A 24,290-nucleotide genomic window follows, 5' to 3' on the forward strand; every position below is an offset into this window, starting at 1 on the left:
GATGACGAACCCGGCCGAGAGACTGGTCGATCTGCTCGACCTGGAGCAGATCGAGGTCAACATCTTCCGCGGTGCCAGCCCGCAGGAGTCCCTCCAGCGGGTCTTCGGCGGGCAGGTCGCCGGCCAGGCGCTGGTGGCCGCCGGCCGCACCACCGAGAGCGACCGCCCGGTCCACTCTCTGCACGCGTACTTCCTGCGCCCCGGCATCCCCGGGGTGCCGATCGTGTACCAGGTGGAGCGGGTGCGCGACGGGCGGTCCTTCACCACGCGCCGCGTCACCGCGGTCCAGCAGGGCAAGACGATCTTCAATCTCACCGCCTCCTTCCATCATCCGGAGGAGGGCAGCATCGAGCACCAGCTGCCTCCCCGACTCGACTTCCCCCACCCGGACGCGCTCCCGAAGGTCGCGGACGAGATCCGCGAGCACTTGGGCGCGCTGCCCGAGGCGCTGGAGCGGATGGCCCGCCGCCAGCCGTTCGACATCCGGTACACGGACCGGCTCCGCTGGGCTCCGGAGGAGCTCAAGGACGCCGATCCGCGCAGCGCGGTGTGGATGCGCGCGGTCGGCCCGCTGGGCGACGACCCGCTGGTGCACACCTGCGCCCTCACCTACGCCAGTGACATGACCCTCCTCGACGCCGTGCGCATCCCCGTGGAACCCCTGTGGGGCATGCGCGGGTTCGACATGGCCTCGCTGGACCACGCCATGTGGTTCCACCGGCCGTTCCGCGCGGACGAGTGGTTCCTGTACGACCAGGAGTCGCCGATCGCGCACGGCGGCCGGGGCCTGGCCCGTGGCCGTATCTACGACTTGGAGGGCAGGTTGCTGGTCTCCGTGGTCCAGGAAGGCCTCTTCCGCCCGTACGCCGAGAACGCGGCCAAGCCGCCCGTGTCCCCCCAGTAGTCCGCCCCGTCCCCGAAGAGCTGAGCACACCCATGCCCACCCCGGCCCTCCCCTGCCCCTGCGGACTGCCCGCCGCCTACCCGGAGTGCTGCGGCCGCTTCCACTCCGGTGCGCAGCAGGCGCCCACCGCCGAGCTGCTGATGCGCTCCCGCTTCAGTGCGTTCGCCGTCGCCGACACCGCCTATCTGCTGCGCTCCTGGCACTCGAGCACCCGGCCCGCCCGCCTCGACCTGGATCCCGACCAGCGCTGGGAGCGCCTCGAGGTCCTCGCCGCCGAGCGCGGCGGGATGTTCGAGACGGAGGGCTCGGTGGAGTTCCGGGCGTACTACCGCGAGGGCCGGCACGCCGGTTCCCTGCACGAGCACAGCGCTTTCGCACGTGAGGCAGGGGCCTGGGTCTACGTCGGCCCCCTCTCCCCCGTCGACTTCGACTGACCGCGCGCTCCGGTCAGCGCGAAGTCCAGGCTGGTGCGGTACCAGTGGATCTCGTCCGGCGGCTCCGCCCGTAACAGCCGGAGCGCCACGGCCGCGGCGGCCGGGATCTGCGGGTGCCCGCTCGGCGGGGGCGGGGCGAGCGCGGTGAGCACGATCCGCTCCGCCGGGTCGGGAACGGCCTCCCGCAGCTCGTCCTCCGGGAGTACGGAGGCCAGGACCGCAGCCCGCTCCCAGGGGTCGGCCGTTCGTCTCAGCAGCAACCCCACATGCCGCCCGCGCCACTTCCGCGGCCGCAGGTCCGCCCCGGCCGCCATCAGCTCCCGGTCCGCCGGGGGCGCGCTCCCGCGCAGCATCCCTGCTTCCCGGGCGGCGAACTCCCGCAGCTCCGCGACCAGATAGAGCCACACCACCACCCGCCAGCGGTTGATCCGGTAGCCGACCGGGGTGATGTGACCGCAGCGCGCGAGCCGGGTGAACCGGCCCGGGCTGATCCCCAGCACCCCGCCCGCGGCCTCGGCTCCGGCCACGGTCTCGACCCGCTCGCGCAGCGCGCCCGGGAACCCGTCCGCCGACCGGACCCGGTCCAGCTCCGCCCGCGTGTAGCGCGCGGCCCCGCCCGGCGCCGGCGGCCCTGCGTGCACGATGCCCAGCTGGACGGCCCGGGCGAACTCGGTCCGGGTCAGCCCCAGTTCCCCGGCGGCCCGGGCACCGCCCACCGCCGCGTCCGGCAGCGGGTCCGCCCGTACCACCGCCGACCCGTACGCCCGTACGTCCGGCCGGGCCGGCGCCCCTGCGTCCGCCGGCACACGCCCCGGCTGCGTCGCGACCTTCATGACGGTCCTCCCCCACGAGTGATGATTACTCTGCGTGAAGACCGTAACTCAGCGCCACAACACCCCGCGAGGCCTGTGGATAACTCCGGAAAGCCCGGGAGGCATCAGCCCCCGGTGATCCGCCGCTCTGCCACCCCCAGGTGCTCTCCCACCCGGTTGACCAGCAGCGTCATCTCGTACGCGACCTGCCCGATGTCGGCCTCAGCGGCGCTGAGCACGCACAGCGAACTCCCCGCGCCCGCCGCCATGACGAACAGGACACCGTCGTCGTATTCGACCATCGTCTGCCGTACCTCGCCGGCCCGGAAGTGCCGGCCCGACCCCTTCGCCAGGCTCTGCAGCCCCGCCGCCACCGCAGCCAGGTGCTCCCCGTCCTCCCGAGCCAGCCCCGCGCTCGCGCCCGTCACCAGACCGTCGTTGGACAGCACCACCGCATGCCTGACCTGCTGGACCCTGCGCGTCAGGTCGTCGAGCAGCCAGTCCAGCTGCTTGTCCAGTGCCATTTCGAGCCCCTCCCCGTCGACGCCGCCGGCGTGGCTGCGCCCCACCCCTCGTAGTGAGTGCACGCCAGCCTTCCCCACCAGCGCCTTTCGGGCAAGGAGGATGTCCCCATGGCGAAGAAGATGACTCAAGAGGAATGGCGGGCATTCGTCTCGTACGGGACCCGCACCGGCAAGCTGTCCACCGTCCGCGAGGACGGCAGTCCGCACATCGCACCCGTCTGGTTCGTTCTCGACGGCGATTCCTTCGTGTTCAACACCGGCAAGGGCACGGTCAAGGGCCGCAACCTGCTGCGCGACGGACGGGTCGCGCTCTGCGTCGACGACGACCGCCCGCCGTTCTCCTACGTCGTCCTCCAGGGGCGCGCCGAGATCAGCGAGGACCTGGAGGAGATGCTCCCCTGGGCGACGCGCATCAGCGCCCGCTACATGGGCGAGGAGCGCGCCGAGGCCTTCGGCCGCCGCAACGCCGTCCCCGGCGAACTCCTCGTCCGCGTCACCATCGACCAGGTGATCTCCGTTGACGGCGTGACCCACTGAGGCGAGCACCTCCCAGCCCACCGCAGGCCCGCCTCACACGGAATCCGCCTGCGGCTCCACCGAGTCGAGCAGCCGGGCGGTGTGCACCCGCCCGGCGTACTCGACCAGCCTGATCAGCACCTCCTTCCCCGAATCCCGGTCCCGCGCATCGCACAGCACCACCGGCGTCCCCGACTCCAGGTCCAGTGCCCGCGAGACCTCGTGCGCCCCGTACCGCCGCGCGTCGGTGAAGCAGTTGACGGCCACCACGAACGGAATGCGCCGGTGCTCGAAGTAGTCCACCGCCGGGAAGCAGTCCTCCAGCCGGCGGGTGTCCGCGAGCACCACGGCGCCGAGGGCGCCCTGCGACAACTCGTCCCACAGGAACCAGAACCGGTCCTGCCCCGGCGTACCGAACAAGTAGAGCGACAGCCCGGACCGGATGGTGATCCGGCCGAAGTCCATGGCCACGGTCGTGGTCGTCTTCTGGGCCACCCCGCCCGTGTCGTCGACCAGTTCGCCCGCCTCGCTGAGCAGTTCCTCCGTCCGCAGCGGCCGGATCTCGCTGACCGCGCCGACCATCGTGGTCTTGCCGACCCCGAACCCGCCCGCCACGAGTATCTTCAGCGCGAGCGCGGCCAGTTCCCCGTCGGCCTCCGGGTCCTGGTCCGGGCCGGGCACCGGGCCCGGTCCGCCCTGTCCGTCGTGGTGTTGTCCCATCACAGCGCTCGCAATCCCTCGATGACTTCACGCAAAATCCGCTCGTCCGGCAGCAGGGCGGGCGGCACCGGCCGGCTGACCTTGACGTGCCCGCCCTCCAACAGGTCCCCGAGCAGCACCCGCACCACGCCCACGGGCAGGTCCGCGTCCGCGGCGAGCTCCGCCACCGACTGGGTCTCGGACCGGCAGAGCCCGAGCAGTGCCCGGTGTTCGGGGCCCAGCAGCGACTCGGCCACCCCATCGGTGCCCGCAGCGCCCTCGTTGTCCATGACGACCAGCGCGATCAGGTCGAACCGGACCCCGTGCGGACCCGGCTTCGTACGCCCGCCGGTCATGGCGTACGGACGGACGAGCGGGCCCGCGTCGGCGTCGTACCACTGGCCGTTCATGTACCGGACCGCCGCTCTCAGCCTGCGGCCGGCGGCCGCGCCGCGGACCGGGGCGGGGTGTACAGGTGCTCCCCGACCCGCTTCACGAGCCGGGCCATCTCGTAGGCGATCAGCCCGATGTCGGCGCTCGCCGCGCTCAGGACGGCAAGGCAAGAGCCGTCCCCGGCGGCCGCGACGAAGAGGAACCCGTCGTCCATCTCCACCATCGTCTGGCGCACGCCCCCGGCGTGGAAATGCCGGCCCGCGCCCTTCGCCAGACTGTGGAATCCGGAGGCCACGGCGGCCAGGTGCTCCGCGTCCTCCCGGCTGAGCGCACTGGACGCGCCCACCGCCAGGCCGTCGTTGGACAGGACCACGGCATGCCGGACCTCGCGGACCCTCACCACCAGGTCGTCCAGCAGCCAGTCCAGTTCGCCGGACCTGCGGACGCCGTCGAGATCGAATCTCTGGTGCTCGATCATCACACTTCTCCTTCACTGCCTGCGTGGGCGGAGTTCTCCTGGGCCCCGCGGACCCAGCCGGCCCGGTAGGCCGCCATCCGGTCCCGGGCCTGCTCCGGGCTGCGCCCCGGCGGGTCCTCGGCCGGGCGCGCCCCGGCCGGGGCCTTCGGGGCGGGGGTCTCGCGCAGCTGCGGGACCAGGCTGGCCTGGCGTACGCGGCGCGGCAGTTCGGTGACCGAGGCGTCGGGCACCGGGGCGGAGCCTGCGGCGAGCCGGGGGGCCGGTGCGGGCGCGGGCACCGGAGCGGAATCCTCCGCCGACAACGGAACCGGTGCGGCCTGCGTACGGGCGGCCGCGCCCCCGGGACCCCGCGGCCGCAGCGCGGCCACCGGGGCCGGGCTCGGCTCCTCCCGTACGGGGTTGCGGTCCGGGAGCGGGATACCGCGCCCGTCCTCCCGTAGCGCCGAGCGGCGGGCGTCGTCCCGTACGACGGACATTGCGGGCGGCTGCGGTGCCGGCTCCCCCCGTCCCGCCGGGGCCTCCACCAGCGGGTCCCGGTCCGGGGCCGCCGGCGCGGAGCCGGTCTCGATCGCGCCCTGGAGCAGGGAGTTCGGCAGGAGCACCACGGCGGTGGTGCCCCCGTACGGTGACGTGCGCAGGTGCACCCGCACACCGTGCCGGGCCGAGAGCCGGCTGACCACGAACAGCCCGAGCCGGTCGCTGTCGAACAGGTCGAGGGCCTCGGACTGCTCGATGCGCCGGTTGGCCTCGTGGAGGGTCTCTCGTCCCATGCCGAGCCCGCGGTCCTCGACCTCCAGGACGTATCCGGCGCCGACGGGCTCGCCGCTGACGCGGACCTTGGTGTGGGGCGGGGAGAACTGGGTGGCGTTCTCGATGAGTTCGGCGAGCAGGTGCGTGAGGTCGGCGACCGCACCGCCGATCACGGCGGCCTCCGCCAGCTGGCGGACTTCGACACGCGGATAGTCCTCGATCTCGGAGACGGCGGCCCGTACGACGTTGGTCAGCGGGACCGGCATCCGCCAGGCGCGCCCGGGAGCGGCGCCCGACAGGATGATCAGGCTCTCGGCGTGCCGGCGCATCCGCGTCGTGAGGTGGTCGAGGCGGAACAGGTCGCCGAGTTCGCCGGGGTCGTCGGCGCGCCGCTCCATCGAGTCCAGCAGGGTGAGCTGCTTGTGCACCAGGACCTGACTGCGGCGGGCCAGGTTGACGAAGACGCCGCTCACCCCGTTGGCGAGCTCGGCGCGCTCGACGGCCGCGCTGAGGGCCGCCCGGTGGACGGTGGCCAGCGCCTCGCCGACCTGGGTGATCTCGTCGTCGGCGGGCGGTCCGGGCGGGTTCTCGACGTCGACGTCGATGTCCTGGCCGGCCCGCAGCCGGTCCATGGCGTGCGGGAGCTTGCGGTGGGCGATCTCCAGGGCGGTGTTGCGCAGCGAGACGAGTTCCACGACGAGGGCGCGGCCGATGCGCACGGAGATGACGAGAGAGGCGGCGACGGCGGCGAGGCCCAGCAGTACGGCGGCTCCGGCGGGGCTGAGCCCGGCCTGGGCGAGGGGGTCGGTGCGGTCGGCGGCTGCGGCGTGCGCGGCGGCCCCGATCTCGTGCATGGAGGTGCTGATGCTCGTGTACGCGGCGTCCCAGCCGGCCGGCACGCCGCGGGCCGCGTCCTTGGCCGACCCGGTGGCCGCGCCCGTGGCCGTCCCAGCGGTGATCACCCGGTCCTCGGCAGCGGTCAGCTCGGCGTAGGCCGCGCTCTTGGTCACCGACTGCCAGGCGGCCTGCTGGGCGGCGGGCAGGTCGTCGGCGGAACTCGCGGTGAGGGCGCGGCGGGTCTCGACGACGCCGACGAGGCGCCGAAGCGTTTCGGCGGTGCGCGGACCGGGCGCGGCGATCAGCGCGTCCTCACGGGAGAGGAGCTCCCCGGCGCGGGCGAATTCGAGCAGGACGCGGGCATCGGGGCCGAGTTCGGCCTTCTGACCGCCGGAGAGGGAGCCGTCGACCGAGAGGGCACCGTCCACCACGCGGGTGTACGTCTCGTACGCCGCGTCCGTGGTCGCACGCCGCTCCGCGACGTCCTTGCGGGTGGAGCCGAGTCCCTCCGCCGCGGCGACGAAGGCCCCGACCCGGACGACGACTTCGGTGCGGTAGTCGCCGGACTCGGCGACTGTGTGCCGCTCGCCGAGCCGCAGCCGCGCGACCGCGGCGTCGGTGCGCCGCGACTGCTGCTCCAGGGCGGCGCCCTGGTCGGCGGCGGGGTCGGCCAGGTAGCGGACGGCGGCGCGCCGTTCGGCCTGGAGCTCGGTGACGGCGGCGGCGACGGGGGTGCGTATCTGCTCGTCGACCCGCTGGACGCGGCTGAGCCGGGCGATGTCCTGGGCGGTGCTGACGGTCGCGAAGCCCCAGAGGGCGAGCAGCGAGACGACGGGGACCATCAGGAGCGACACGATCTTCGCGCGGACGGTGGCGGGGCGCAGCCGCAGCCGCAGCCGGCGGGACCCGTCATCGGAGCCGGCCGCCGGGCCGGGACGGCCGGTCGGCCGGTCCTGCTGCGCCGCCGGTTCCTGGGCGGGCGGTCCGGCGTGGGCCCGGCGGCCGCGCGCCGGGGGCGCGGGCAGCTGCGGCGCCGCTGCTTCCGGTGGTCTGCGGGGTGTGCGCATGGGCTCCTCGTTCGGGGTGCGGTCCAGCGGGGTCGGGTCGGGGAGTCGGGCCGGGGTCGGGCCGACGGGCCGACGGGCCGATCAGGCCGAGGTCAGCGGTTCAGCGGGCCGGCGCGGCCGACGCGGCCGACCCGGGTGCCTGCTCGCCCAGGTGCCGGGCGGCCGAGGCGGAGGCGGCACGCTCGTCTGCGGTCGGGGAGAGCGCGACGAACGCCGAGGTGATGAACAGGTACGAGCCGAGCCCGACGGCGAGCGGGAAGATGAACTGCATCGCGGTGGCGCCCGGCAGGACGCGGTCCGAGGGGACGACACGGACGGCGACCGCCATCATCCCGGTGTAGTGCATGCTGCTGACGGCGGCGCCCATGACGAGCGAGGCGACGGCCACTGCGGCCGGCGCCTTGATGTTGAGCGCGGCCCAGAGCGCGGCGGTGGCCGCGACGACGGCGATGGCGACCGAGAGCCCGACCGTGAGCGGGTCGTACGAGATGCTGCCGTGCAGGCGCAGGGCGGCCATGCCGAGGTAGTGCATGCTGGCGACGCCGAGGCCGGTGGTGAGCCCGCCGAGGACCAGGGCGCGGCCGCGGTCCCTGCCGTAGCCGACGGCGAAGACCCCGGCGCCGACGACGATCATGGCGACGAGCAGGCTGAGGATGGTCAGCGGCACGTTGTAGTGGATCTCGGTGCCGGTGACGTTGAAGCCGAGCATCGCGACGAAGTGCATCGTCCAGATGCCGGTGCCGATGGCGGAGGCCGCGGTGAGGAGCCAGTTGCGGCGGGAGGATCCGGTCGTCGCGGCGAGTGCGCGGACGGTGCAGCGCAGCCCGAGGGCGGCGCCGATGGATGCCATCACATATGACAGTACGGGTGTCAGCCAGCCATAGGCCGCGTGGTCGAGGTGTCCCATGGCCCCGGGACGCTAGTCCGGGTGAGGGCACGAACAAGGGGCGCATTTCGAAAGCAGCTGGAACTGCTGGAATATGACAGAGCTACGTTCATCTTCGATCACGCCACGTGCCACCTTGCGCACGCACCGCACGCACCGCACGTACCGCATGCAGTGCACACGCAGCTCGCACCCCCGGCACAAGCCCGTGGGGGATCATGTCCACATGAGCGAAGACCACACGCACGTGCAGGAGTTCTTCGGGGCACGCGCCGCCGACTGGGACCGGAAGTTCCCCGATGACGGGCCCGCGTTCACGACCGCCGTGGCCGAGTTCGGCCTGCGCTCCGGGGACCGGGTGCTCGACGCGGGCTGCGGAACCGGGCGGGCGCTGCTGGCGCTGCGCGCCGCCGTCGGCCCGGCCGGCACGGTGCTCGGCACGGACCTCACCCCGCAGATGCTGGCCGCCGCGCGGCAGGCCGGCCGGGGCGCGGCGGGCACACTGCTGCTCGCGGACGTGGCCCGGCTGCCGCTGCGCGACGGGGCGCTCGACGCCGTCTTCGCCGCCGGGCTGATCGCGCACCTGCCCGACCCGGAGGCGAACCTGCGGGAGCTCGCCCGCGTCGTGCGCCCCGGCGGCCGGCTCGCCCTGTTCCACCCGATCGGGCGAGCGGCCCTCGCGGCGCGGCAGGGACGCGAGCTGACGCCGGACGACCAGCGGGCCGAGCACAACCTCGGCCCGCTGCTGGCCGGTTCGGGCTGGGACATGACCTCGTACGCCGACGAGGACACCCGCTTCCTGGCGCTCGCGGTGCGCCGCGCCTGACTCGCCCACCTCTCACACACATGCGTACGCCGGCACCTCGCCCGGGGTCCGGGGAGGTGCCCCGGATCACGCCGGAGGCTGGGCCTCGGCCCCGGCCGGCCGGCGGGGATGCGGCACGGGGCATCCCCCCGAGCCGGGCACGGGAAACGTGCCGAGCTCGCCCACGTCGTAGCCGCGGGGGTAGCCCTTGATCTCCGGGTTCTGCCGGGCGTAGTGCGGGGCCTTGCGCGGCGGGAGCAGCCGGACGGCGCGGCCGCGCAGCTTCAGGGCACCCCGGAACAGCGCCTTGACCTGCGGGCGGGGGCTCTCGTAGCGGAAGGCGGACAGCAGCGGCTCGTCGAGGAGGGACAGGCTGAGGGCGCGCACCGCGGGGGCGAGCGGCGCCGGGTACCAGGAGGCCATCAGGCCGATGGTGGAGTCGGCGACCTTGCGGCCGCCCTCGTCCCAGCCGAAGTGGGCCTCCTCGTAGGCGTTCAGGGCCTCCTCGAACTCCTCGTAGGAGTCCGGGATGTCCGTGATGCCCATGTGCCGACCGAGTTCGGCGTAGTAGTTCGCGCTGGCCCGGCGCTCATGGTGGGTCATCGGGCGCCAGCCGTACGCGTCCAGCCAGCGCGCCGGAATCACCACGAAAGTGCACAGGACGTAGCGCATGTCCTCGTTGCCGATGTCGTAGGCGCGGTGCATCTGGTTGACGCGGCGGATCGCGGTGCGCGCGGTCTCGCTCTCGAATCCATGCTCCACGACGGCGTCGAGGAGCAGCGCGGTGTCGTCGTAGCGTTTCTGCGGGCGGTCGGTGAACTCGGCGGTCTCGGCCAGCAGACGGCCGATGGCGGGCACGGCGTAGGTGCGGAAGAGGGCGAGCTCCAGCGCGCGGGTGAAGTCCCAGGGGAACTCGTAGGTGGCGGTGAGCCGGTAGATGGTGAGGAAGTCCTTGTCGGGGTCGAGACGGAGGATCTCCCTCAGCCGGTCGTAACGCTGCACCGGGTGTCCCTTTCTGTGGCGGGGACCCAACTCTACGTGCAGGTGGCGGGCTTGGAAATCGTCGCCCGCAGGCTCTCGACGCGGGGGTTACCCGCTGGTTAGGGTGCGCCGACGAGAGAGCGACCGGGAGGCCACGTGTCCGACGAGGAGGAGGGCGGTTCGCTCTATGTGCTGACCGCCGTGCTGCTGACCCCTGCGCAGTTCCCGAGCATCCTGGGCGACGATTTCCCGGAGGCCTGCGCGCTGCTGGGCGTGAAGCCGGTGGCGCGGGGGTACGGGCTGGTGCTCGGCCAGGACGAGGAGGGCGCGCGCTGGACCGTCGTCGTGGACGACGTCTCGCTCGTGGCCATGGCGATCGCCTCCTGGGACTGCGGCATGGAGTACGACCTGTCGCCGGACGAGCGGACGATCGTGGTCTCGCTGGCGGGCTGGCCGCTGGACCTGTCGGTGGCGACGCCGGGGATCCCGGATCCGCACGACCCGGAGCAGGGCGCCGACGGCACCGGGCGAGTGCCGCTGGCGCCGCCCTCCGCCGAGGCGTGGGGTCCGGTGCAGCGGCGCATGGGCGCGGACCAGATCGCCCGGGAGTGGTCCGACTGGCGCGAGCGCATCGCGACGGACGGCGGGGCGGCCGCCGCGGCGCACCCCGGGCTCGCGCGGGCGCTCAAGGAGGCCGTGGAGTACACGCAGAGCCCGCCGCCGCCCGGGCGGGTGCGGTCGTCCTTCGCGGGCGAGGGTGCGCGGACCCTGCGGGTGGACGGGCCCGGGTGGTCGCTGGTGGCCCGGACCGACGACGCGGCCTTCGTACTGCTGGACGAGGAGGCGGGCGAGGTGCTCGCGGTCCCCCGCGACGGGGATCCTGATCTCGGTCTGCCGAAACTGCCGGAGCTGCTGGCGGCGCTGGACCGCATCGCCGTACGCCCGGTCTGAACCCGAGGGAGATGCTGTGCTGGTGGAGTCGGAGCCGGTGGCCGTGGTGGTGGGCGGCCGCGCTGAGGTCGCCGACGACGACTGGGGGCGGGAGACGGCCGTGATCCGCCTGGACGCCGGGCGGTTCGGCCCGGAGGCCCTGTACGGGCTGGCGGAGTTCTCGCACCTCGAGGTCGTCTACCACTTCGACCGCGTCCCGGTGGAGAAGATCGAGACGGGCGCGCGGCACCCCCGGGGCAACCCGGACTGGCCGCTTGTCGGCATCTTCGCCCAGCGCGGCAAGAACAGGCCGAACCGGCTGGGTGTCTCCCGGTGCCGGATCCTGAAGGTGGACGGTCTGGACGTGCACGTGGAGGGCCTGGACGCGGTGGACGGCACCCCGGTGCTCGACCTGAAGCCGTACCTGGCCGAATTCGGCCCGCGCGGAGAACTGCGCCAGCCGGAATGGGCCACGACGCTGATGCGGGACTACTACTGACCTGATGACCCGGGGCCCGCCACGGCGGAGTGCGGGCCCGGACGCCCCGTCCGGGCCCGGGCCGGCCGGCCGACCCCGGGTACGGGCGGTCATCCGCGGATGCGGCCGCGCCCGCTCAGCGGCCGAGCTGCTTCCTGGATATACCCCGCAGACGACGCCGCTGGGAGGAGTCCAGCAGCAGATAGGCGGCCGCCGGCACCCCGATCAGGACCAGCAGCCCTGCCCAGAACCCGACCGTCCAGAACAACACGATGGCTGCCGCGACTCCGGCAACCGCGACCTTGCCGCGCTTGGACATCTGCGGACACCTCCAGCTGTCGTCGACCACTACCCCCTCAACGCGCCACCGCGACCCCGCGTTCCCGCCCCCGCTCCTGACGAAGACGCCGTACGCCTCCCGGCCGAGGCCTCCCCCGTCCGGGCCCGGTCCCGCCGGTCGGCGGCTACCGTGCGCGACCGGGCCGCCACGGACCCGGCCGCCCGGGCCGGGGGCTTCGGCCCGGCCGCCCGGCAACCCCTGGCGGTGTATCGGCGTCGAGTGGCCGACGCAGTGCTTGTCGGGGCCCGGGGCCGGGACGACGATGGGGGCGCTCCGGGTACCGCGGCACCACGGGAGGGTGACATGGACGATCCGTCGGTGGCGCTGGCGGGCGGGGCTGATCCCGCCGAGCGCACGCGCGTACTGCGGCGGGCGCACACCGCGTTCACGCAGGACGGGCTGGTCGAGGCCCCGGTCCGGGCGGTGATCGCGAAATCCTGGCGGCGGTGTGCCCGGGCCCGGGTCGGCCCGGAGTGCACGCCCCGGGTGGACCTGGCGGAGGCGGAACTGCGGTCGTACCGTGCGCAGCACCCGCTGGCCCGGGTGATGCCGGTGTTCCGGGACCTCGTGGGGGCCTTCGCGGCGCACGGGGCCCATCTGCTGGCGGTGTGCGACGCGCGGGGCAGCCTGCTGTGGGTGGAGGGCGAGAGGGCCACGCTGCGCCGGGCGGAGGGGCTCGGCTTCGTACCGGGCGCGCGCTGGGCCGAGACGGCGATGGGGACCAACGCGCCGGGTACGGCGGTCGCCGTCGGGGAACCGGTCCAGGTCTTCGGGGCCGAGCACTTCAGCCGTCGGGTGCACCCCTGGACGTGTGCGGCGGCCCCGGTCCGCGACCCCCGTACCGGCCGGCTGCTCGGCGCGGTGGACATCACCGGCGGCGACGGCCTGGCCCATCCGCACTCCCTCGCCTTCGTGCAGGCGGTGGCCCGGGCCGCGGAGGCCCAGCTGGCGCTGCTGGACCCGTTCCCGCAGGCCGCCGGGGACACCCTCGGCGCCCTCGGCCGGGACGAGGCGCTGCTGATCGGCGGTGACGGCGCGAGGATCCGCCTGGGGCGGCGGCACAGCGAGATCATGGCGCTCCTCGCGCACCATCCCGAGGGTCTGTCGGGCGAGGAGCTGGCGATCGCACTGTACGAGGACGAGTCGGTGTCACCGGTGACCCTGCGCGCCGAAATGTCACGGCTGCGCGGGCTGTTGGGCGCCCGCGCCCCGCTCTCGCGGCCCTACCGTACGGCGGCGCCGCTGGAGGCGGACTTCACCGTGGTGACCCGCCACCTGGCGGCCGGCGCCGTGTCGGCGGCGCTCCACCACTACGCGGGCCCGCTGCTCCCCGGCTCGACCGCGCCGGGCATCGTCCGGCTGCGGCGCCGGATCGAGGACCAGGCACGGGCCGCCGTGATCGCTCGGGCGGACGTGGGGCTGCTGACGGACTGGGTGTGCGCCCCGTGGGGCGCGGACGATCCGGCGGTGTGGCGGGCGCTGGCCGCGGCGCTGCCGCCGGAGGGACGGCCGGCCGCGCTGGCCCGCGTACGGGCCCTCGACGGCGAACTCGGCATCGGGCCCGCGCTCAGGACGGGCGCCGCACCCGGATTCGCCCCCGGCTCCGGCTCCGGCACCGCACCCGCACCCGCACCCTTCGCCGGACCACCCCCCACCCGGCGGGAGCCGGCGCGTCCGGGACGTGCGGGACGTGCAACGTATCCGCAACCTGCCCGCTCCTAGCCTCCTCCCGAGCGCTGTCCGACGGCGGCCGGCGCCCGGCAAGGGGAGGACACCATGGCCCGTTACGCTGCGCCCGGTACCGAAGGCGCGCTCATGTCGTACGCGTCCCGCTACGGCCACTTCATCGGCGGCGAGTACGTCGAGCCCGCCCTCGGCGGGTACTTCGCCAATCCCTCCCCCGTCAACGGCCAGCCGTTCACCGAGGTCGCGCGCGGCACGGCGGAGGACGTCGAGCGCGCCCTCGACGCGGCGCACGCGGCCGCGCCCGCCTGGGGGCGCACCTCGGTCACCGAGCGCTCGACCGTCCTGCTGCGCATCGCGGACCGGATGGAGCAGAACCTGGAGGCCCTGGCGGTCGCGGAGACCTGGGAGAACGGCAAGCCGATCCGGGAGACCCTGGCCGCCGACATGCCGCTGGCCATCGACCAGTTCCGCTATTTCGCGGGCGCCCTGCGCGCCCAGGAGGGTGCGCTGAGCCAGCTCGACGACGACACCGTCGCCTACCACTTCCACGAGCCGCTGGGCGTCGTCGGGCAGATCATCCCGTGGAACTTCCCGATCCTGATGGCGGTGTGGAAGCTGGCTCCGGCGCTGGCGGCGGGGAACACGGTGGTGCTGAAGCCGGCCGAGCAGACCCCGGCCTCGGTGCACTACTGGCTGAGCCTGGTGGCGGACCTGCTGCCGCCGGGCGTGGTGAACATCGTCAACGGCTTCGGCGAGGAGGCGGGCAAGCCGCTGGCGTCAAGCCCGCGCGTGGCGAAGATCGCGTTCACCGGGGAGACGTCCACGGGACGGCTGATCATGCAGTACGCGGCAGAGCACCTCAAGCCGGTCACCCTCGAACTCGGCGGCAAGAGCCCGAACCTGTTCTTCGACGACATCTGGGCCACGGACGACGACCTGCGCGACAAGGCCCTGGAAGGGTTCAGCATGTTCGCCCTCAACCAGGGCGAGGTGTGCACCAGCCCCTCGCGCGCCCTGATCGAGCGCGGCCGGTACGGCGACTTCCTCGACGCGGCCGTGGCCCGCACCGAACTGATCGTGCCGGGGCACCCGTTGGACACGGAGACGATGATCGGCGCGCAGGCCTCCGAGGAGCAGCTGCGCAAGGTCCTCTCGTACGTGGAGATCGGCCAGCAGGAAGGCGCGAAGATCCTCACCGGTGGCCGGCGGATCGACCACGGCGGTGACCTGGCCGGTGGCTTCTATGTGGAGCCGACCATCTTCGAGGGCGACAACCGGATGCGGATCTTCCAGGAGGAGATCTTCGGCCCGGTCGTGTCGGTGACGTCCTTCCAGGACTTCGACGACGCCGTCCGCATCGCCAACGACACGGCGTACGGCCTGGGCGCCGGCGTCTGGACCCGCGACGTCAACACCGCCTACCGCGCGGGCCGCGCGATCCAGGCCGGCCGCGTCTGGACGAACTGCTACCACGCCTACCCGGCCCACGCCGCCTTCGGCGGCTACAAGCAGTCGGGCATCGGCCGGGAGACCCACAAGATGATGCTGGAGCACTACCAGCAGACGAAGAACTTATTAGTAAGTTACTCCCCCAAGAAGCTCGGCTTCTTCTAAGAAGTTAAGGACGGCGCCTGACCTGCATAAAAGACACGACCGGGCACCGTCCTCTGGCCTCGGTGAAGCAATCAAAACCGGTCGATTCCAGAGTCGCTTCTCTCCCATAACCTAATTCAGAGACAAGATCCGGGCCATACATGGGCCAGGGCGACCTCCGGACAACCCGGCTACCAGCAGACCCTGGTCGCTACACCACCCGACAGCCCAAGACCGACGCACGGCGTTGGCCCGCGGCTGAGGTCGGCTGAACGCCAGGGACGCCGGAGGCGTTGACGCTCCCGCTACACCTCTGGCAACCCCCGGGCCAGACATGACCCACGGCACAAGTCCGGGCGCGGGCTGCCCTTGGGCCCGCGCCCGGAGCCGGGTGTCAACCAAGTTCGACGACGGTCCCGCTGGAGCCCGGTACTCCGCGCTTCGCCGTCCGGGACGACGTCGTGCTTGCCTACAGCGGCGGCGACCCGCTCAGCGGCGGCTCCTACCAGTTCGTGGACTTCCAGCACGGTGTGCCGCTCGCGTCCGCCATTACGACCGGTTCCGGATCGCGCCAGATTTCTTCAGCCTCGAGGATCTCGGGTGTCAGCGTGTCCCCGGGTATCCGGTCACCGTGGCCCGCCGCGCGCGGAGCGGCGGGCCGACCGCTCGCGTCCCCTATCTCGGGTGGTTCTCGATCAGCCCGGCTTTCCTCAGCTCCTCGAAGTGGTTCCTGATCTCCGTGGTGAGGTTCTCGGCCGTCAGGCCCCCTTCTCCGTATGCCTGATAGAGGCGAATTCCGAACATGATCGAGGTGGGGTCGCCCGAAAAGATGGGCTGACGCTCTTTCACGTCGACGGCGCTCGCGGCCCCCAACAGCACCTCGGGGCTGAACCCGGCCGCCGTACCCACGTAGCCGTAGTGGACGTTGGACCAGAAGTCGTCCCGCATCCAGAAGCCGGTACCGGGGATGCTGGTCGAGTTGTTGACCTTGCCGTCGTTCAGGTCCGCGATCAGGCCCTTGTGGTCCCACGGGCCGCCGGTCTTGACGAATTCCTTCCACGCCAGCAGCGCCGCCGCCTTGTCGGCGTACCAGTTCGGTTTGACCCACTTCGTCACACCCTGGACCGTGTTGATCTCGTGCATCTTCTGCACCGGGCCGGAGCGGGAGTTGGTCGACATCTCTTTGGCCATGCGGTCCGCGATCTGGTTGTAGACAGGCACCGGCACCTCGGGAGCCCGTCCGGTGGGGTCGACCAGCTTGACGGGGTTGTTGTGCGCGTAGGTGTAGGCGGCGAGGTTGCGGGGTTCGGAGATGCCGCCCGCGAGCTTGGTGTCGAGGTACTCCGGCAGGGCCGGGTCGGCGCTCGCCCACAGTTGGGTTCGCGGGTTGTAGTAGCGGGCGCCGTGGTAGTTGAGGCCCGTCTCGCCGTCGAGTTCCTTGCCGGTGTACTGGTACGGCGTGTCCGCCTGCCCGGCCCGTTCCTCCACCCAGGTCTCCCCGGACGCGAAGTACTCCAGGTGCTCGGTCACCGCGCCCGTGTTGTCCGTGACGTACCCGGACGACCCGAGGTGGTCGGTGTGGAAGAACGACCGGTCGTTCTCGACTCCGCTCGCGACGGTCTTGGTCGTCAAGCGGGTCTCGCCGATGAAGACGTGCTTGTACCCGGTGCCGTCACGCTCGCTGTAGTTCTGGTTGGGGTACAGCGACAGGCTTTCGCCCTTCTTGACCACGCGCTCGCCCGCCGCGTCGTACACGTAGGAGACGGTGGCGCCCGCACAGCCCGCGGGACCCTGCTCCACCGCCGAGGCCGTGGTGTCCTGGTTGCAGGCGAGGCGGTTCTCCTCGTCCCACACGTACTGCCTGCGCTTGTCCGCCGCGGCGGTGTTCACCGTGGCGGTGAGGTTGCCGTCGGCGTCGTAGGCCTGGGTGATCGGGCCGACCTGACTCGGCGCGTGGGGCTTGCCACCGGCGTAGGTGTAGCCGTAGTCGTAGCTCGTCCTGTCCTGCACGTCGGCCGGGTTCGACGGGTCGTCGACCGGTTCGATCGGTCCGGGGGACCCTGCGCCGGGCGGGAAGGCGGGGACGCCGCCGGTGATCTCGTGGCGCTGGGACTTGCTCGTCGTGTTGTGGAGGGAGTCGTAGCCCAGCGTCAGGGTGTACTTGTTGACCTGGTTGTTCTTGTCCGTGTACTGCCCGGACGCCGACGTCAGCCGGTTCAGGTCGTCGTAGCCGTAGATCTGGGAGCTCGGGCCGCCGATCGCCGAGCTCCGCGGCGCGGAGTTCGCCAGCGCCGTGACGTTGCCGGCGTTGTCGTAGGTGTAGCCCAGGTCCTGGAACGTCGACCCGGTGGGTGCGTCGGACTTAATCGTCGCGAGCCTGCGGTCCTCGGCGTCGTACGTGTAGGCCGTGCGCACCCCGTTGCCGGTCTCCTGGAGGGTCTTCTGACCGAACTTGTCGTAGTCCAGCCGTTCCAGGTAGGTGTAGTCGGTCCCGCCCTTGACCCCGGTCGCCCGCGTGACCTGGCCACCGGAGTCGTAGCCGTAGGTGAGCACCTCGCCGTCGGGGTAGGTCAGCTGCAGCACGCGGTTGAACGTGTCGTAGCGCCACGCGGTCGTGTAGGTGCGCGGTGACCCGCCGGCGGCGGTGATCGTGCGCGTCTCCCTGGTCAGCTCGCCCAGCGGCCCGTAGCCGCGGGTGGTCGTCCCGGCCGCGTCCCGGACCTCGGCGATCCGCGACGCGGCGTTGTCCGCCGCGCCCGGGGCGCCGTAGGAGTAGGTGACGTCGTTCGCCGGGAACTTCGGGTACCGGACGGCCTTCACCCGCGCGTAGTCGTAGTCGTACTCGATGCTCTGGCCGGCGGCCCGCAGGTTCGCGGTGATCTTCGCCGTGACGTTGCCGGCCAGGTCGTAGCGCGTCTCGGTCCGGCCCGCGTCCGGGTTGTCGAACACCGTGCGCCGCCCCAGGCCGTCGTACTCGGCGCGGGTGACGTTGTCCTTGTCGTCGGTGATGGCCGTGACCCGGCCCAGCGGGTCGTTCGCGTAGCTGGTCCAGACCGCCGTCGAACCGCTGAACTCCTTCACCGCCGAGGTCGTGTCGCGGACTCCGGTGTAGATGCGGCGCTGCTTGCCATTGGCATCGGTCACCGTGTTCTCGAACCGCGTCGTACCGGCCCGGTCCGGCCCGAATCCGTACCCGTTGGTCGTGCTGACCCCGTCCGGCCGCACCGTCCTGACCGGCCGGTCCAGCACGTCGAACGAGTCCTTCGTCGGGGCCACCGTGTCGAACGCGGCGTTGAGCTTGGTGTTCGCCGCGCCCTTGGGCTCGGTCACCGGGTAGTACTTCTCCGTCGTGCGGCCGAGGAAGTCGAACTTCAGCCGCCCGGACACCGTCATCACCGGCTGCGGCGCCGTCCCCGGCGACGCGGCGACCGACGCGTCCTTCTTTGTCTGCAGCGCCCGCTTCAGACCATCGCTGAACGTGACGGTGTCGATGGTGTCCGCCCGCACGCCGCCCGAGTCCCGGTCCAGGTTCTTCGTCGTCGCGTACGGGACGGCCGCCTCGGGGTGGTACTCGAAGTCGATCGTGACCTTGCCGCTGCCCGCCTCGTACGGGCCGGTGACCGAGTCCAGCCGGCCGACGCTGTCGTACGCCATCGACAGCGGCTGGTCGTTCTGGTCGGTACTCCGGTCCGGCAGGCCGTACTTCAGGTTGTGCGTCGTGGCCGACCGGTACCCGAAACTGTCCACGACGGACTCGACGTGCACGCCGACGACGGTGTCGTAGCCGTACTCCAGCTTGTAGCGCTGACCGGACTTGTTCGCCGGACGGGTCACCGACCGCAGGTTCCCGTCCGGGTGGTATTCCAGGTCCGTGACCGCGATGTCGGCGGGGGTCGCGTACTCCCTGATCTGCCGAAGCGCCCCCGTCGCACAGTCCACCGTGGCCTCGCGATGCCGGAGCGAGGTGTCTGTCGCGGTCGCGCGCTGGGACACGGACCGGGCCAACCCGACCAGGTTGCGGTCCCGGCACGCCTGGTCGGACGCGGTGTACCCGAAGTCGGTCTGGACGTCGTCTTCGACGCCGTCATCACCGGCGTCGAACGATCCCGTCAGGTTGCCGTACTCGTCGTAGGCCATCACGGTGTGCGTGGTCTTCGCGGGTTCCTGCGCACCCTCGTGGAACTTCTTGTCCACCCGGGTCAGCTGAGGGAACACCGACGCCGTGGTGCCCGCCGGATCGGCCGCCGTGCCGGTGGCGATGTCGTGGAGCTGATAGGTGTTGACGGTCTCGGTGAACGGTCGGCCCGCGCCGTCGGTGGTGAGAGTGCGGGCGAGCAGGCCCCTGGTGTAGACGCTGCCGGTCCTGTACTCGTCGCTCACCGCCCGGTAGAGGGCGTCGCCCGCGCCAGGATCGCGGACCTCCGAGACGACCTTGCCGAAACCGCGGAACTCGCGCTCCAGCCGGTCGTACGTGCCGTTCTCGTAGCGGTAAGTCGTGAGTTGGTTGTCGGCTCCGTCGCCGGTCTGACCGTCGAACACGGTGGTGCGGGACAGGACCCAGCGGCTCTCGGGCATGGCCTGGGTGTTGCCGGTACGGGAGTAGTCCAGTTCGATCCGCGCGCCCATCGGGCGCGAGACCGTGCGCAGGAGGTTGGTGCGCCCGGTCTTGTTGGTGGCGACCAGCAGCTCGTTGTCGCGGGTCGACTTGACGTGGTCGGCGAGGCCGTCGCCGTTGACGTCGCGCAGGCTGGTCTCGGCCCGACTTATGCCGGTGGACGCGCTGGCGCCGGGGTTGAAGACGAAGACGCCGACGGGAGTGGGCAGGCCGACGGTGAAGTAGACGCCCGCGCCGAGACTGGCGTTCTTGTCGACGGCGATCTCGGGGAAGCTGCCGCGGAAGGGGGCGGGTGCGGTGAAGCTGGTGCCGGTGTTGACCGCGACCTTGATCGGGTTGGCCCCGTCGGTGAACACCCGGTCGGTGAGGCCGTCGCCGTTGACGTCCATCATGCTCGCGTTGGTGAACGAGGTGCCCAGCTCGGCGGAGACTCCGCCCGCGAAGCCGTAGCGGTCGACGTTGAACCCGAGGTTGACGCCGACGTTGCGGGTGGACGCGTCGTTGATCGGTCCGGCCGACCAGGGTTCGCGGGCGGCGAAGGAGTAGCCGAGGTTCAACTGGGCCTCGCCGTTGCCGAACACCTTGTCCGGCAACCCGTCCCCGTTGATGTCGATCAGGTCGACGCGGGCGTCGGACTCGCCGCCGCCGAGGCTGCCGCCGATGCCGAGCGACGGCTGGACCGAGCCGGTGGTGGCGGTGTTGGCGCTGGTGCCCGCGTCGGGTGCGGCCATGCCCAGTGCGCTGGCGATGGTGGCGGTCTCGCTGCCCGCGGAGAACGACACGTTGCCGGAGACGTTGTCCGCCTCGCGGACGTTGCCGCCGAGGGTGCCGCGCTTGGCGCCGAGCGCGCCGGTCATGTCGGAGAACTGGATCTCCTTGGCGCCGACGACGTCGGGGTAGCCGTCGCCGTTGAGGTCGAGGTAGTCGACCGAGCCCGCGGTGATCCCGCCGACCACGGTGCCGCCGAACGGGCCCGCCGCGAGGGTGGCCGACACCTGGCCGGTGACACCGCGGCGCATCACCGCCCGGTCGCCCGCCACGTCGGCGTCGGTGACGACGTCGATGGTGTCCGCGCCGAGGCGGGAACTGGTCGCCATCGCGGCGGTGATCCAGGAGGACTCGTCCTGAGCGGCCCAGCCGCCCTTGGCGGGAACGGGGGCGAACACCGCGAGGCGCGGCATGGTGAGCCGGGGATTCGCGGCGAAAGGCGCGACGTCCGCTTCCTTGGGCTCCTTGGGAAGCGCGTCCTTGAAGCTCTGGTCCAGCGTGAGTTCAGCCTGCTTGAGCGGCTGGGTGGCGCGGTCGCGGTTGCCCTGGTAGCCGATCACACCCCAGCCGCGGTAGGGCTGGGCGAAGGCGCCCTGCCCGACGGAACCGTGCATGGCGCTGGGCGCCGGGGTGAAGGCCGGCCAGTTCGAGGTCACGTCATAGGTGACCGACGCGGACTGCTCGACGAGCAGGCCGAGCAGTCGGGTCTCCGTCGTGGAGTAGTCGATGTAGAGCTCATCGCCGGCGGTGACCGGCACCGTCAGGTCCAGTTTCGTGCCACCGAAGTAGGTGTCCCTGGCCTGGAAGATCCGTTTGCCGACCAGCTGCCCGCCGCGCTTCTTCACCGTGAACGCAATCTTGGCGTCACCGAGGAGGTTGAGGTTGAAGGACAGATTCGGCCGCACCTTCAACTGGCCGGTCTTGGTCGCCTTGTAGGACTGCTGCGGCGCGGCGAGGGTGTCCGCCGGGTACATGTCCATGTCGTACGGCGGGGTGATCACCAGCGTGGGATTGCCCGCGGCGTCGACGACCGACTCGACCCCCTGCGCGGCCGTGTAGTGCGCCTTCGGCGCCCAGCTCACCGCCGAGGCGTCGATCGGGGAGTCGGTCTTCAGCTTCCACGACATCTTCTCGAACGTGCTGACCGGAATGCTCACGTCGATCGCGGAGGTGCCGGTCGACGCGGCGGGCAGGACCTTGCGGAACACCTCCGCGCCGGGGTGGACGCCGTTGCCCTTTTCGATCACGACGGTCACGTCGTCCGAGGTCGCCTTGTTCTTGACCACGTCACCGGTCAGCCGCAACGTGCCGTTCACCGGCACGGTCACCAAGGACGGCCTGCCACCGAAGGTGAAGTCGGCCGACGCGCGGAACACGGTGTTCGCCAACCCGTTCGCGTCCGTGCCGGCCGGCAGGTTGGTGTAGGTGATCGCCGGGTCCCACGCCACGGTGTCGTACTTGCCGTCCAGAATGGACTGTGTGCGGAAGTAGAGCGCGTCGCCCTTCTTCACCGGAATCGATGCCACATTGCCCGGGGTGAACTCGGTGTGGTCATCGGGGCCGATCCGCTGTGCCCAGAGTTCGGAGTCCTTGTGCTGGATGGTGACCCGTACGCCGTCGGCCTTGGTGTAGGCCGCCCGCGCCGGGGAGGGGTCCTGGGTCAGCTGCACGCGGCCGTCCACGCGGACGTTGCCGTCGAACGGCGCGACCCAGCGGCGCACCGAGTCCAGCAGCGGCGAGTTGTCCACCTGCTGGTTGAACTGCGCGGTCTGATCGCCGACGATCTCGCCGGTCACCGCGCCGCCCCCGATCGGCGCCGGGGTGTGGGTGGAGTCCGCACTATAGGCGGGTTGCCCATTGGCGTCCAGGTAGCCGAACAGCACGCCGCCGTTGTTCACCAGGTCGGTTATGCCGTCGCCGTTGACGTCGCTGAAGAACCGGTCCGAGGTGGTCGTGGTGCCCACGAAGTCCAGCTGGGCCGAGGTGGTGAGGACGTACGCCTCGGCGCCGATGGTGCCGGACAGCGTGCGCTCGGTCGAGATTCCGGGGAGACCGGTGAGCTTGACCGGCGTGTCTCCGAACTTCGGCTCACCACCTGGTTTGGCCAGATTGGGCCGGTAGAACACGTCGTTGTTCTTGCGGAACACCTTGTCCGGCAGGTTGTCGCCGTTCACATCGGTCAGCGTCGACAGGCCGTCGGATTGGCCGGCGCTGAACCCGACCTTCAACCCGACGGCACCCTCCTTGGTCGGCAGCCCCTGCACGTTGTAGCCCGCGAACAGGTGCGCGCCGAAGCCGACCGATGTGTTCGCCGAGATCGCGCTGGCCTCGCCTTCGCGGATGTTCACCCCGAGGTCGTCATCCGGCACCGACCAACCCGCCGCGTCGGCGAAGGCGTTGTAGTTGCCCGACTGGTCGCGCACGTCGTCGAAGTAGTCGAACGTGTGGGTGTTGAACAGCTGGTTGCTCTCGCTGAACTGCGACACCGAGGTGAGCAGAGTCTTGGCGAACGCGCCGGTCCGGTAGTTCAGTTCGTAGGCACGGATCAGCTGGTCGTCCAGCTTGACCTCGACGCGCCGTAGCAGGTCGGCGGTGACCTTTTTGAACCCGTACCTGGCGTCGATCCGCACGTCCGCCCGGCGGGGCTCCCCGCGCTCACGGTCCCGGATGAAGGTCACCGAGTACCTGCCGTCGGTGTCGCCGCGGCCGGTGTAGGTGATCTTCTGCAGGTACAGCTCGCTGCCCGGCACCGCGGCGCCCGTCGTGCCGCCGTCGGCCACCTTGGCGTACCGGTAGCGCAGGAGGTTGTCGTTGCCGTCGCGGATCTCCCGCGCCGCCCAGGTGGCGACGCGACCCGTGCCGTCGGCCAGCGTGCTGTCGGCCGTGCCGCCGAAGAGCGTGCGGACACCCTGCTTGTCGGTGACCTCCCACCAATAGTTCGTGGGGCTGTCGCCGTGGCGCACGATCCGGTCGAACCGGCCCTCCACCCGGGAGTGGAACACCTTCTCCGCAGTGCGCGCCTGCAACTCGCTCCGGTGCGCCACCGGGGTCAGCTGCTCGCCGTTGAGCAGGTAGGTCTCGGTCTCCAGCCCGGCGTCGTAGCGCGGCACACCCCACCGTGTGTCGACCGTGACCATCGGGGTGGTGACGCCCCACCCGACGCCAAGCCACCCATTCGTCCCCGACGAGTTGTAGGTGACGGCCAGCTTCGGCTCCAGGCCCGCGCGGCCCTTCGGCACCTCCAGCGGGTACGACAACCGCGCGTCACCGCTGTTGTTCGCCAAGGGCGCCTCGACCAGGTTCACCCCGGAGCCGGGGTCGGCCGCCTTGATGTCCTTGATCTGGTTCGGGTTGAACGACGTGCCCTCGGGATGCTCCGGGCTCTTCACCGCCGAGTCGGCACCCGCCTGCGGTCCCGCTGTCGTGACCCACCCCGGCGGCGCCACCCCCAGCATCGGCAATACGATGACGAAGGCCACCAGCAAGCTCTTGACGCGCACACGAGCCGACGCGAGGACGGTCATGCCCCCGACCCCCTATGGAGACTGAACTCGACCTGGGACAGGGCACTTTCCGTGGAATCGCGGCCAGTAGATCCACCCCGGCGACCGCCCGGCGACCGTACAGGTTCACAAGGATTGCGGGCAAGGTCGGTAATCGGACTCACGCCAGGCGGTGGCGCGATCGTCCGGTCCCCGGAATGTCGGTGGGGCGTGGCATCGTCACGCGTAAGGGCTATCAGGAGTTTCCGGCGGGCCGTGCGGGCATCGCCTGTCTGTGGCGGCGGACTCTGC

The 24,290-nt window shown here is 71.6% G+C and carries 18 protein-coding genes; 8 read left to right on the plus strand and 10 right to left on the minus strand.

All coding sequences use genetic code 11. The annotated features are described in order from the left end of the window. Position 1 precedes the first annotated feature (1 nt). Positions 2-904, plus strand: coding sequence for an acyl-CoA thioesterase (locus ACZ5WG_RS06345; RefSeq protein ID WP_468721062.1), 903 nt, complete (start codon positions 2-4; stop codon positions 902-904). A gap of 32 nt (positions 905-936) precedes the next feature. Beyond that, positions 937-1,338, plus strand: a complete 402-nt coding sequence (locus ACZ5WG_RS06350; protein WP_468721064.1) for a YchJ family protein — start codon at positions 937-939, stop codon at positions 1,336-1,338. On the opposite strand, the gene ACZ5WG_RS06355 is transcribed toward ACZ5WG_RS06350, so the two are convergent. Next, positions 1,302-2,171, minus strand: a complete 870-nt coding sequence (locus ACZ5WG_RS06355; protein ID WP_468721065.1) for a DUF6397 family protein — start codon at positions 2,169-2,171, stop codon at positions 1,302-1,304. The genes ACZ5WG_RS06350 and ACZ5WG_RS06355 overlap by 37 nt on opposite strands. 104 nt (positions 2,172-2,275) lie before the next feature. After that, positions 2,276-2,674 (minus strand): roadblock/LC7 domain-containing protein, encoded by a 399-nt coding sequence (locus ACZ5WG_RS06360; protein ID WP_468721459.1) that lies wholly within the window; start codon positions 2,672-2,674, stop codon positions 2,276-2,278. A gap of 108 nt (positions 2,675-2,782) precedes the next feature. On the opposite strand from ACZ5WG_RS06360, the gene ACZ5WG_RS06365 reads away from it, so the two are divergent. Further along, positions 2,783-3,211, plus strand: a complete 429-nt coding sequence (locus tag ACZ5WG_RS06365; protein ID WP_468721067.1) for a PPOX class F420-dependent oxidoreductase — start codon at positions 2,783-2,785, stop codon at positions 3,209-3,211. A gap of 33 nt (positions 3,212-3,244) precedes the next feature. On the opposite strand, the gene ACZ5WG_RS06370 is transcribed toward ACZ5WG_RS06365, so the two are convergent. From ACZ5WG_RS06370 to ACZ5WG_RS06390, 5 genes are all read right to left on the minus strand, one after another. Then, entirely contained in the window at positions 3,245-3,910 is a 666-nt protein-coding gene (locus tag ACZ5WG_RS06370) for a GTP-binding protein (protein WP_468721068.1), read from the minus strand. Then, a complete protein-coding gene (locus ACZ5WG_RS06375; RefSeq protein ID WP_468721069.1) occupies positions 3,910-4,299 on the minus strand; it encodes a DUF742 domain-containing protein in 390 nt (129 codons plus the stop codon). Before ACZ5WG_RS06375 ends, ACZ5WG_RS06370 begins: the two co-directional genes overlap by 1 nt. 17 nt (positions 4,300-4,316) lie before the next feature. Beyond that, a complete protein-coding gene (locus tag ACZ5WG_RS06380) occupies positions 4,317-4,760 on the minus strand; it encodes a roadblock/LC7 domain-containing protein (RefSeq protein ID WP_468721070.1) in 444 nt (147 codons plus the stop codon). Beyond that, positions 4,760-7,414, minus strand: a complete 2,655-nt coding sequence (locus ACZ5WG_RS06385) for a sensor histidine kinase (protein ID WP_468721072.1) — start codon at positions 7,412-7,414, stop codon at positions 4,760-4,762. Before ACZ5WG_RS06385 ends, ACZ5WG_RS06380 begins: the two co-directional genes overlap by 1 nt. Before the next feature lie 100 nt (positions 7,415-7,514). Then, positions 7,515-8,321 carry an MHYT domain-containing protein gene (locus tag ACZ5WG_RS06390; protein ID WP_468721073.1) on the minus strand — a complete coding sequence of 269 codons (807 nt, stop codon included), beginning with the start codon at positions 8,319-8,321 and terminating at the stop codon, positions 7,515-7,517. A 205-nt stretch (positions 8,322-8,526) separates the two neighbouring features. Between ACZ5WG_RS06390 and ACZ5WG_RS06395 the strand changes: the two genes are divergently transcribed. Then, the gene (locus ACZ5WG_RS06395) at positions 8,527-9,126 is read left to right on the plus strand and encodes a class I SAM-dependent methyltransferase (RefSeq protein WP_468721074.1); all 600 of its coding nucleotides are present in this window, start codon (positions 8,527-8,529) and stop codon (positions 9,124-9,126) included. A gap of 66 nt (positions 9,127-9,192) precedes the next feature. On the opposite strand, the gene ACZ5WG_RS06400 is transcribed toward ACZ5WG_RS06395, so the two are convergent. Next, entirely contained in the window at positions 9,193-10,107 is a 915-nt protein-coding gene (locus ACZ5WG_RS06400; RefSeq protein ID WP_468721075.1) for an oxygenase MpaB family protein, read from the minus strand. Positions 10,108-10,242: 135 nt separating this feature from the next. Here ACZ5WG_RS06400 and ACZ5WG_RS06405 point away from each other — a divergent pair, with 135 nt between their 5' ends. Both ACZ5WG_RS06405 and ACZ5WG_RS06410 read left to right on the plus strand, forming a co-directional pair. Further along, positions 10,243-11,037 carry a hypothetical protein gene (locus ACZ5WG_RS06405; protein WP_468721076.1) on the plus strand — a complete coding sequence of 265 codons (795 nt, stop codon included), beginning with the start codon at positions 10,243-10,245 and terminating at the stop codon, positions 11,035-11,037. A gap of 22 nt (positions 11,038-11,059) precedes the next feature. Beyond that, on the plus strand, positions 11,060-11,515 hold the full coding sequence (locus ACZ5WG_RS06410; protein ID WP_468721461.1) for an SAM-dependent methyltransferase: 456 nt from the start codon (positions 11,060-11,062) through the stop codon (positions 11,513-11,515). 115 nt (positions 11,516-11,630) lie between these two features. Here ACZ5WG_RS06410 and ACZ5WG_RS06415 read toward each other — a convergent pair whose 3' ends face one another. Continuing rightward, a complete protein-coding gene (locus ACZ5WG_RS06415) occupies positions 11,631-11,813 on the minus strand; it encodes a hypothetical protein (RefSeq protein ID WP_030158088.1) in 183 nt (60 codons plus the stop codon). A 324-nt stretch (positions 11,814-12,137) separates the two neighbouring features. Here ACZ5WG_RS06415 and ACZ5WG_RS06420 point away from each other — a divergent pair, with 324 nt between their 5' ends. Both ACZ5WG_RS06420 and exaC read left to right on the plus strand, forming a co-directional pair. Then, entirely contained in the window at positions 12,138-13,556 is a 1,419-nt protein-coding gene (locus ACZ5WG_RS06420; protein WP_468721078.1) for a GAF domain-containing protein, read from the plus strand. Between the two features lie 54 nt (positions 13,557-13,610). Beyond that, a complete protein-coding gene (exaC, locus tag ACZ5WG_RS06425; protein WP_468721079.1) occupies positions 13,611-15,134 on the plus strand; it encodes an acetaldehyde dehydrogenase ExaC in 1,524 nt (507 codons plus the stop codon). 654 nt (positions 15,135-15,788) lie between these two features. Here exaC and ACZ5WG_RS06430 read toward each other — a convergent pair. After that, the gene (locus tag ACZ5WG_RS06430; RefSeq protein WP_468721080.1) at positions 15,789-24,020 is read right to left on the minus strand and encodes a SpvB/TcaC N-terminal domain-containing protein; all 8,232 of its coding nucleotides are present in this window, start codon (positions 24,018-24,020) and stop codon (positions 15,789-15,791) included. Between the last annotated feature and the right edge of the window lie 270 nt (positions 24,021-24,290).

This window comes from Streptomyces sp. NPDC032745 (assembly GCF_055579465.1).

Coding starts and splice junctions, on each gene's coding strand:
- ACZ5WG_RS06345 (WP_468721062.1), top strand. CDS start 2: ATGACGAACCCGGCCGAGAGACTGGTCGATCTGCTCGACCTGGAGCAG.
- ACZ5WG_RS06350 (WP_468721064.1), top strand. CDS start 937: ATGCCCACCCCGGCCCTCCCCTGCCCCTGCGGACTGCCCGCCGCCTAC.
- ACZ5WG_RS06355 (WP_468721065.1), bottom strand. CDS start 2,171: ATGAAGGTCGCGACGCAGCCGGGGCGTGTGCCGGCGGACGCAGGGGCG.
- ACZ5WG_RS06360 (WP_468721459.1), bottom strand. CDS start 2,674: ATGGCACTGGACAAGCAGCTGGACTGGCTGCTCGACGACCTGACGCGC.
- ACZ5WG_RS06365 (WP_468721067.1), top strand. CDS start 2,783: ATGGCGAAGAAGATGACTCAAGAGGAATGGCGGGCATTCGTCTCGTAC.
- ACZ5WG_RS06370 (WP_468721068.1), bottom strand. CDS start 3,910: ATGGGACAACACCACGACGGACAGGGCGGACCGGGCCCGGTGCCCGGC.
- ACZ5WG_RS06375 (WP_468721069.1), bottom strand. CDS start 4,299: ATGAACGGCCAGTGGTACGACGCCGACGCGGGCCCGCTCGTCCGTCCG.
- ACZ5WG_RS06380 (WP_468721070.1), bottom strand. CDS start 4,760: ATGATCGAGCACCAGAGATTCGATCTCGACGGCGTCCGCAGGTCCGGC.
- ACZ5WG_RS06385 (WP_468721072.1), bottom strand. CDS start 7,414: ATGCGCACACCCCGCAGACCACCGGAAGCAGCGGCGCCGCAGCTGCCC.
- ACZ5WG_RS06390 (WP_468721073.1), bottom strand. CDS start 8,321: ATGGGACACCTCGACCACGCGGCCTATGGCTGGCTGACACCCGTACTG.
- ACZ5WG_RS06395 (WP_468721074.1), top strand. CDS start 8,527: ATGAGCGAAGACCACACGCACGTGCAGGAGTTCTTCGGGGCACGCGCC.
- ACZ5WG_RS06415 (WP_030158088.1), bottom strand. CDS start 11,813: ATGTCCAAGCGCGGCAAGGTCGCGGTTGCCGGAGTCGCGGCAGCCATC.
- ACZ5WG_RS06420 (WP_468721078.1), top strand. CDS start 12,138: ATGGACGATCCGTCGGTGGCGCTGGCGGGCGGGGCTGATCCCGCCGAG.
- exaC (WP_468721079.1), top strand. CDS start 13,611: ATGGCCCGTTACGCTGCGCCCGGTACCGAAGGCGCGCTCATGTCGTAC.
- ACZ5WG_RS06430 (WP_468721080.1), bottom strand. CDS start 24,020: ATGACCGTCCTCGCGTCGGCTCGTGTGCGCGTCAAGAGCTTGCTGGTG.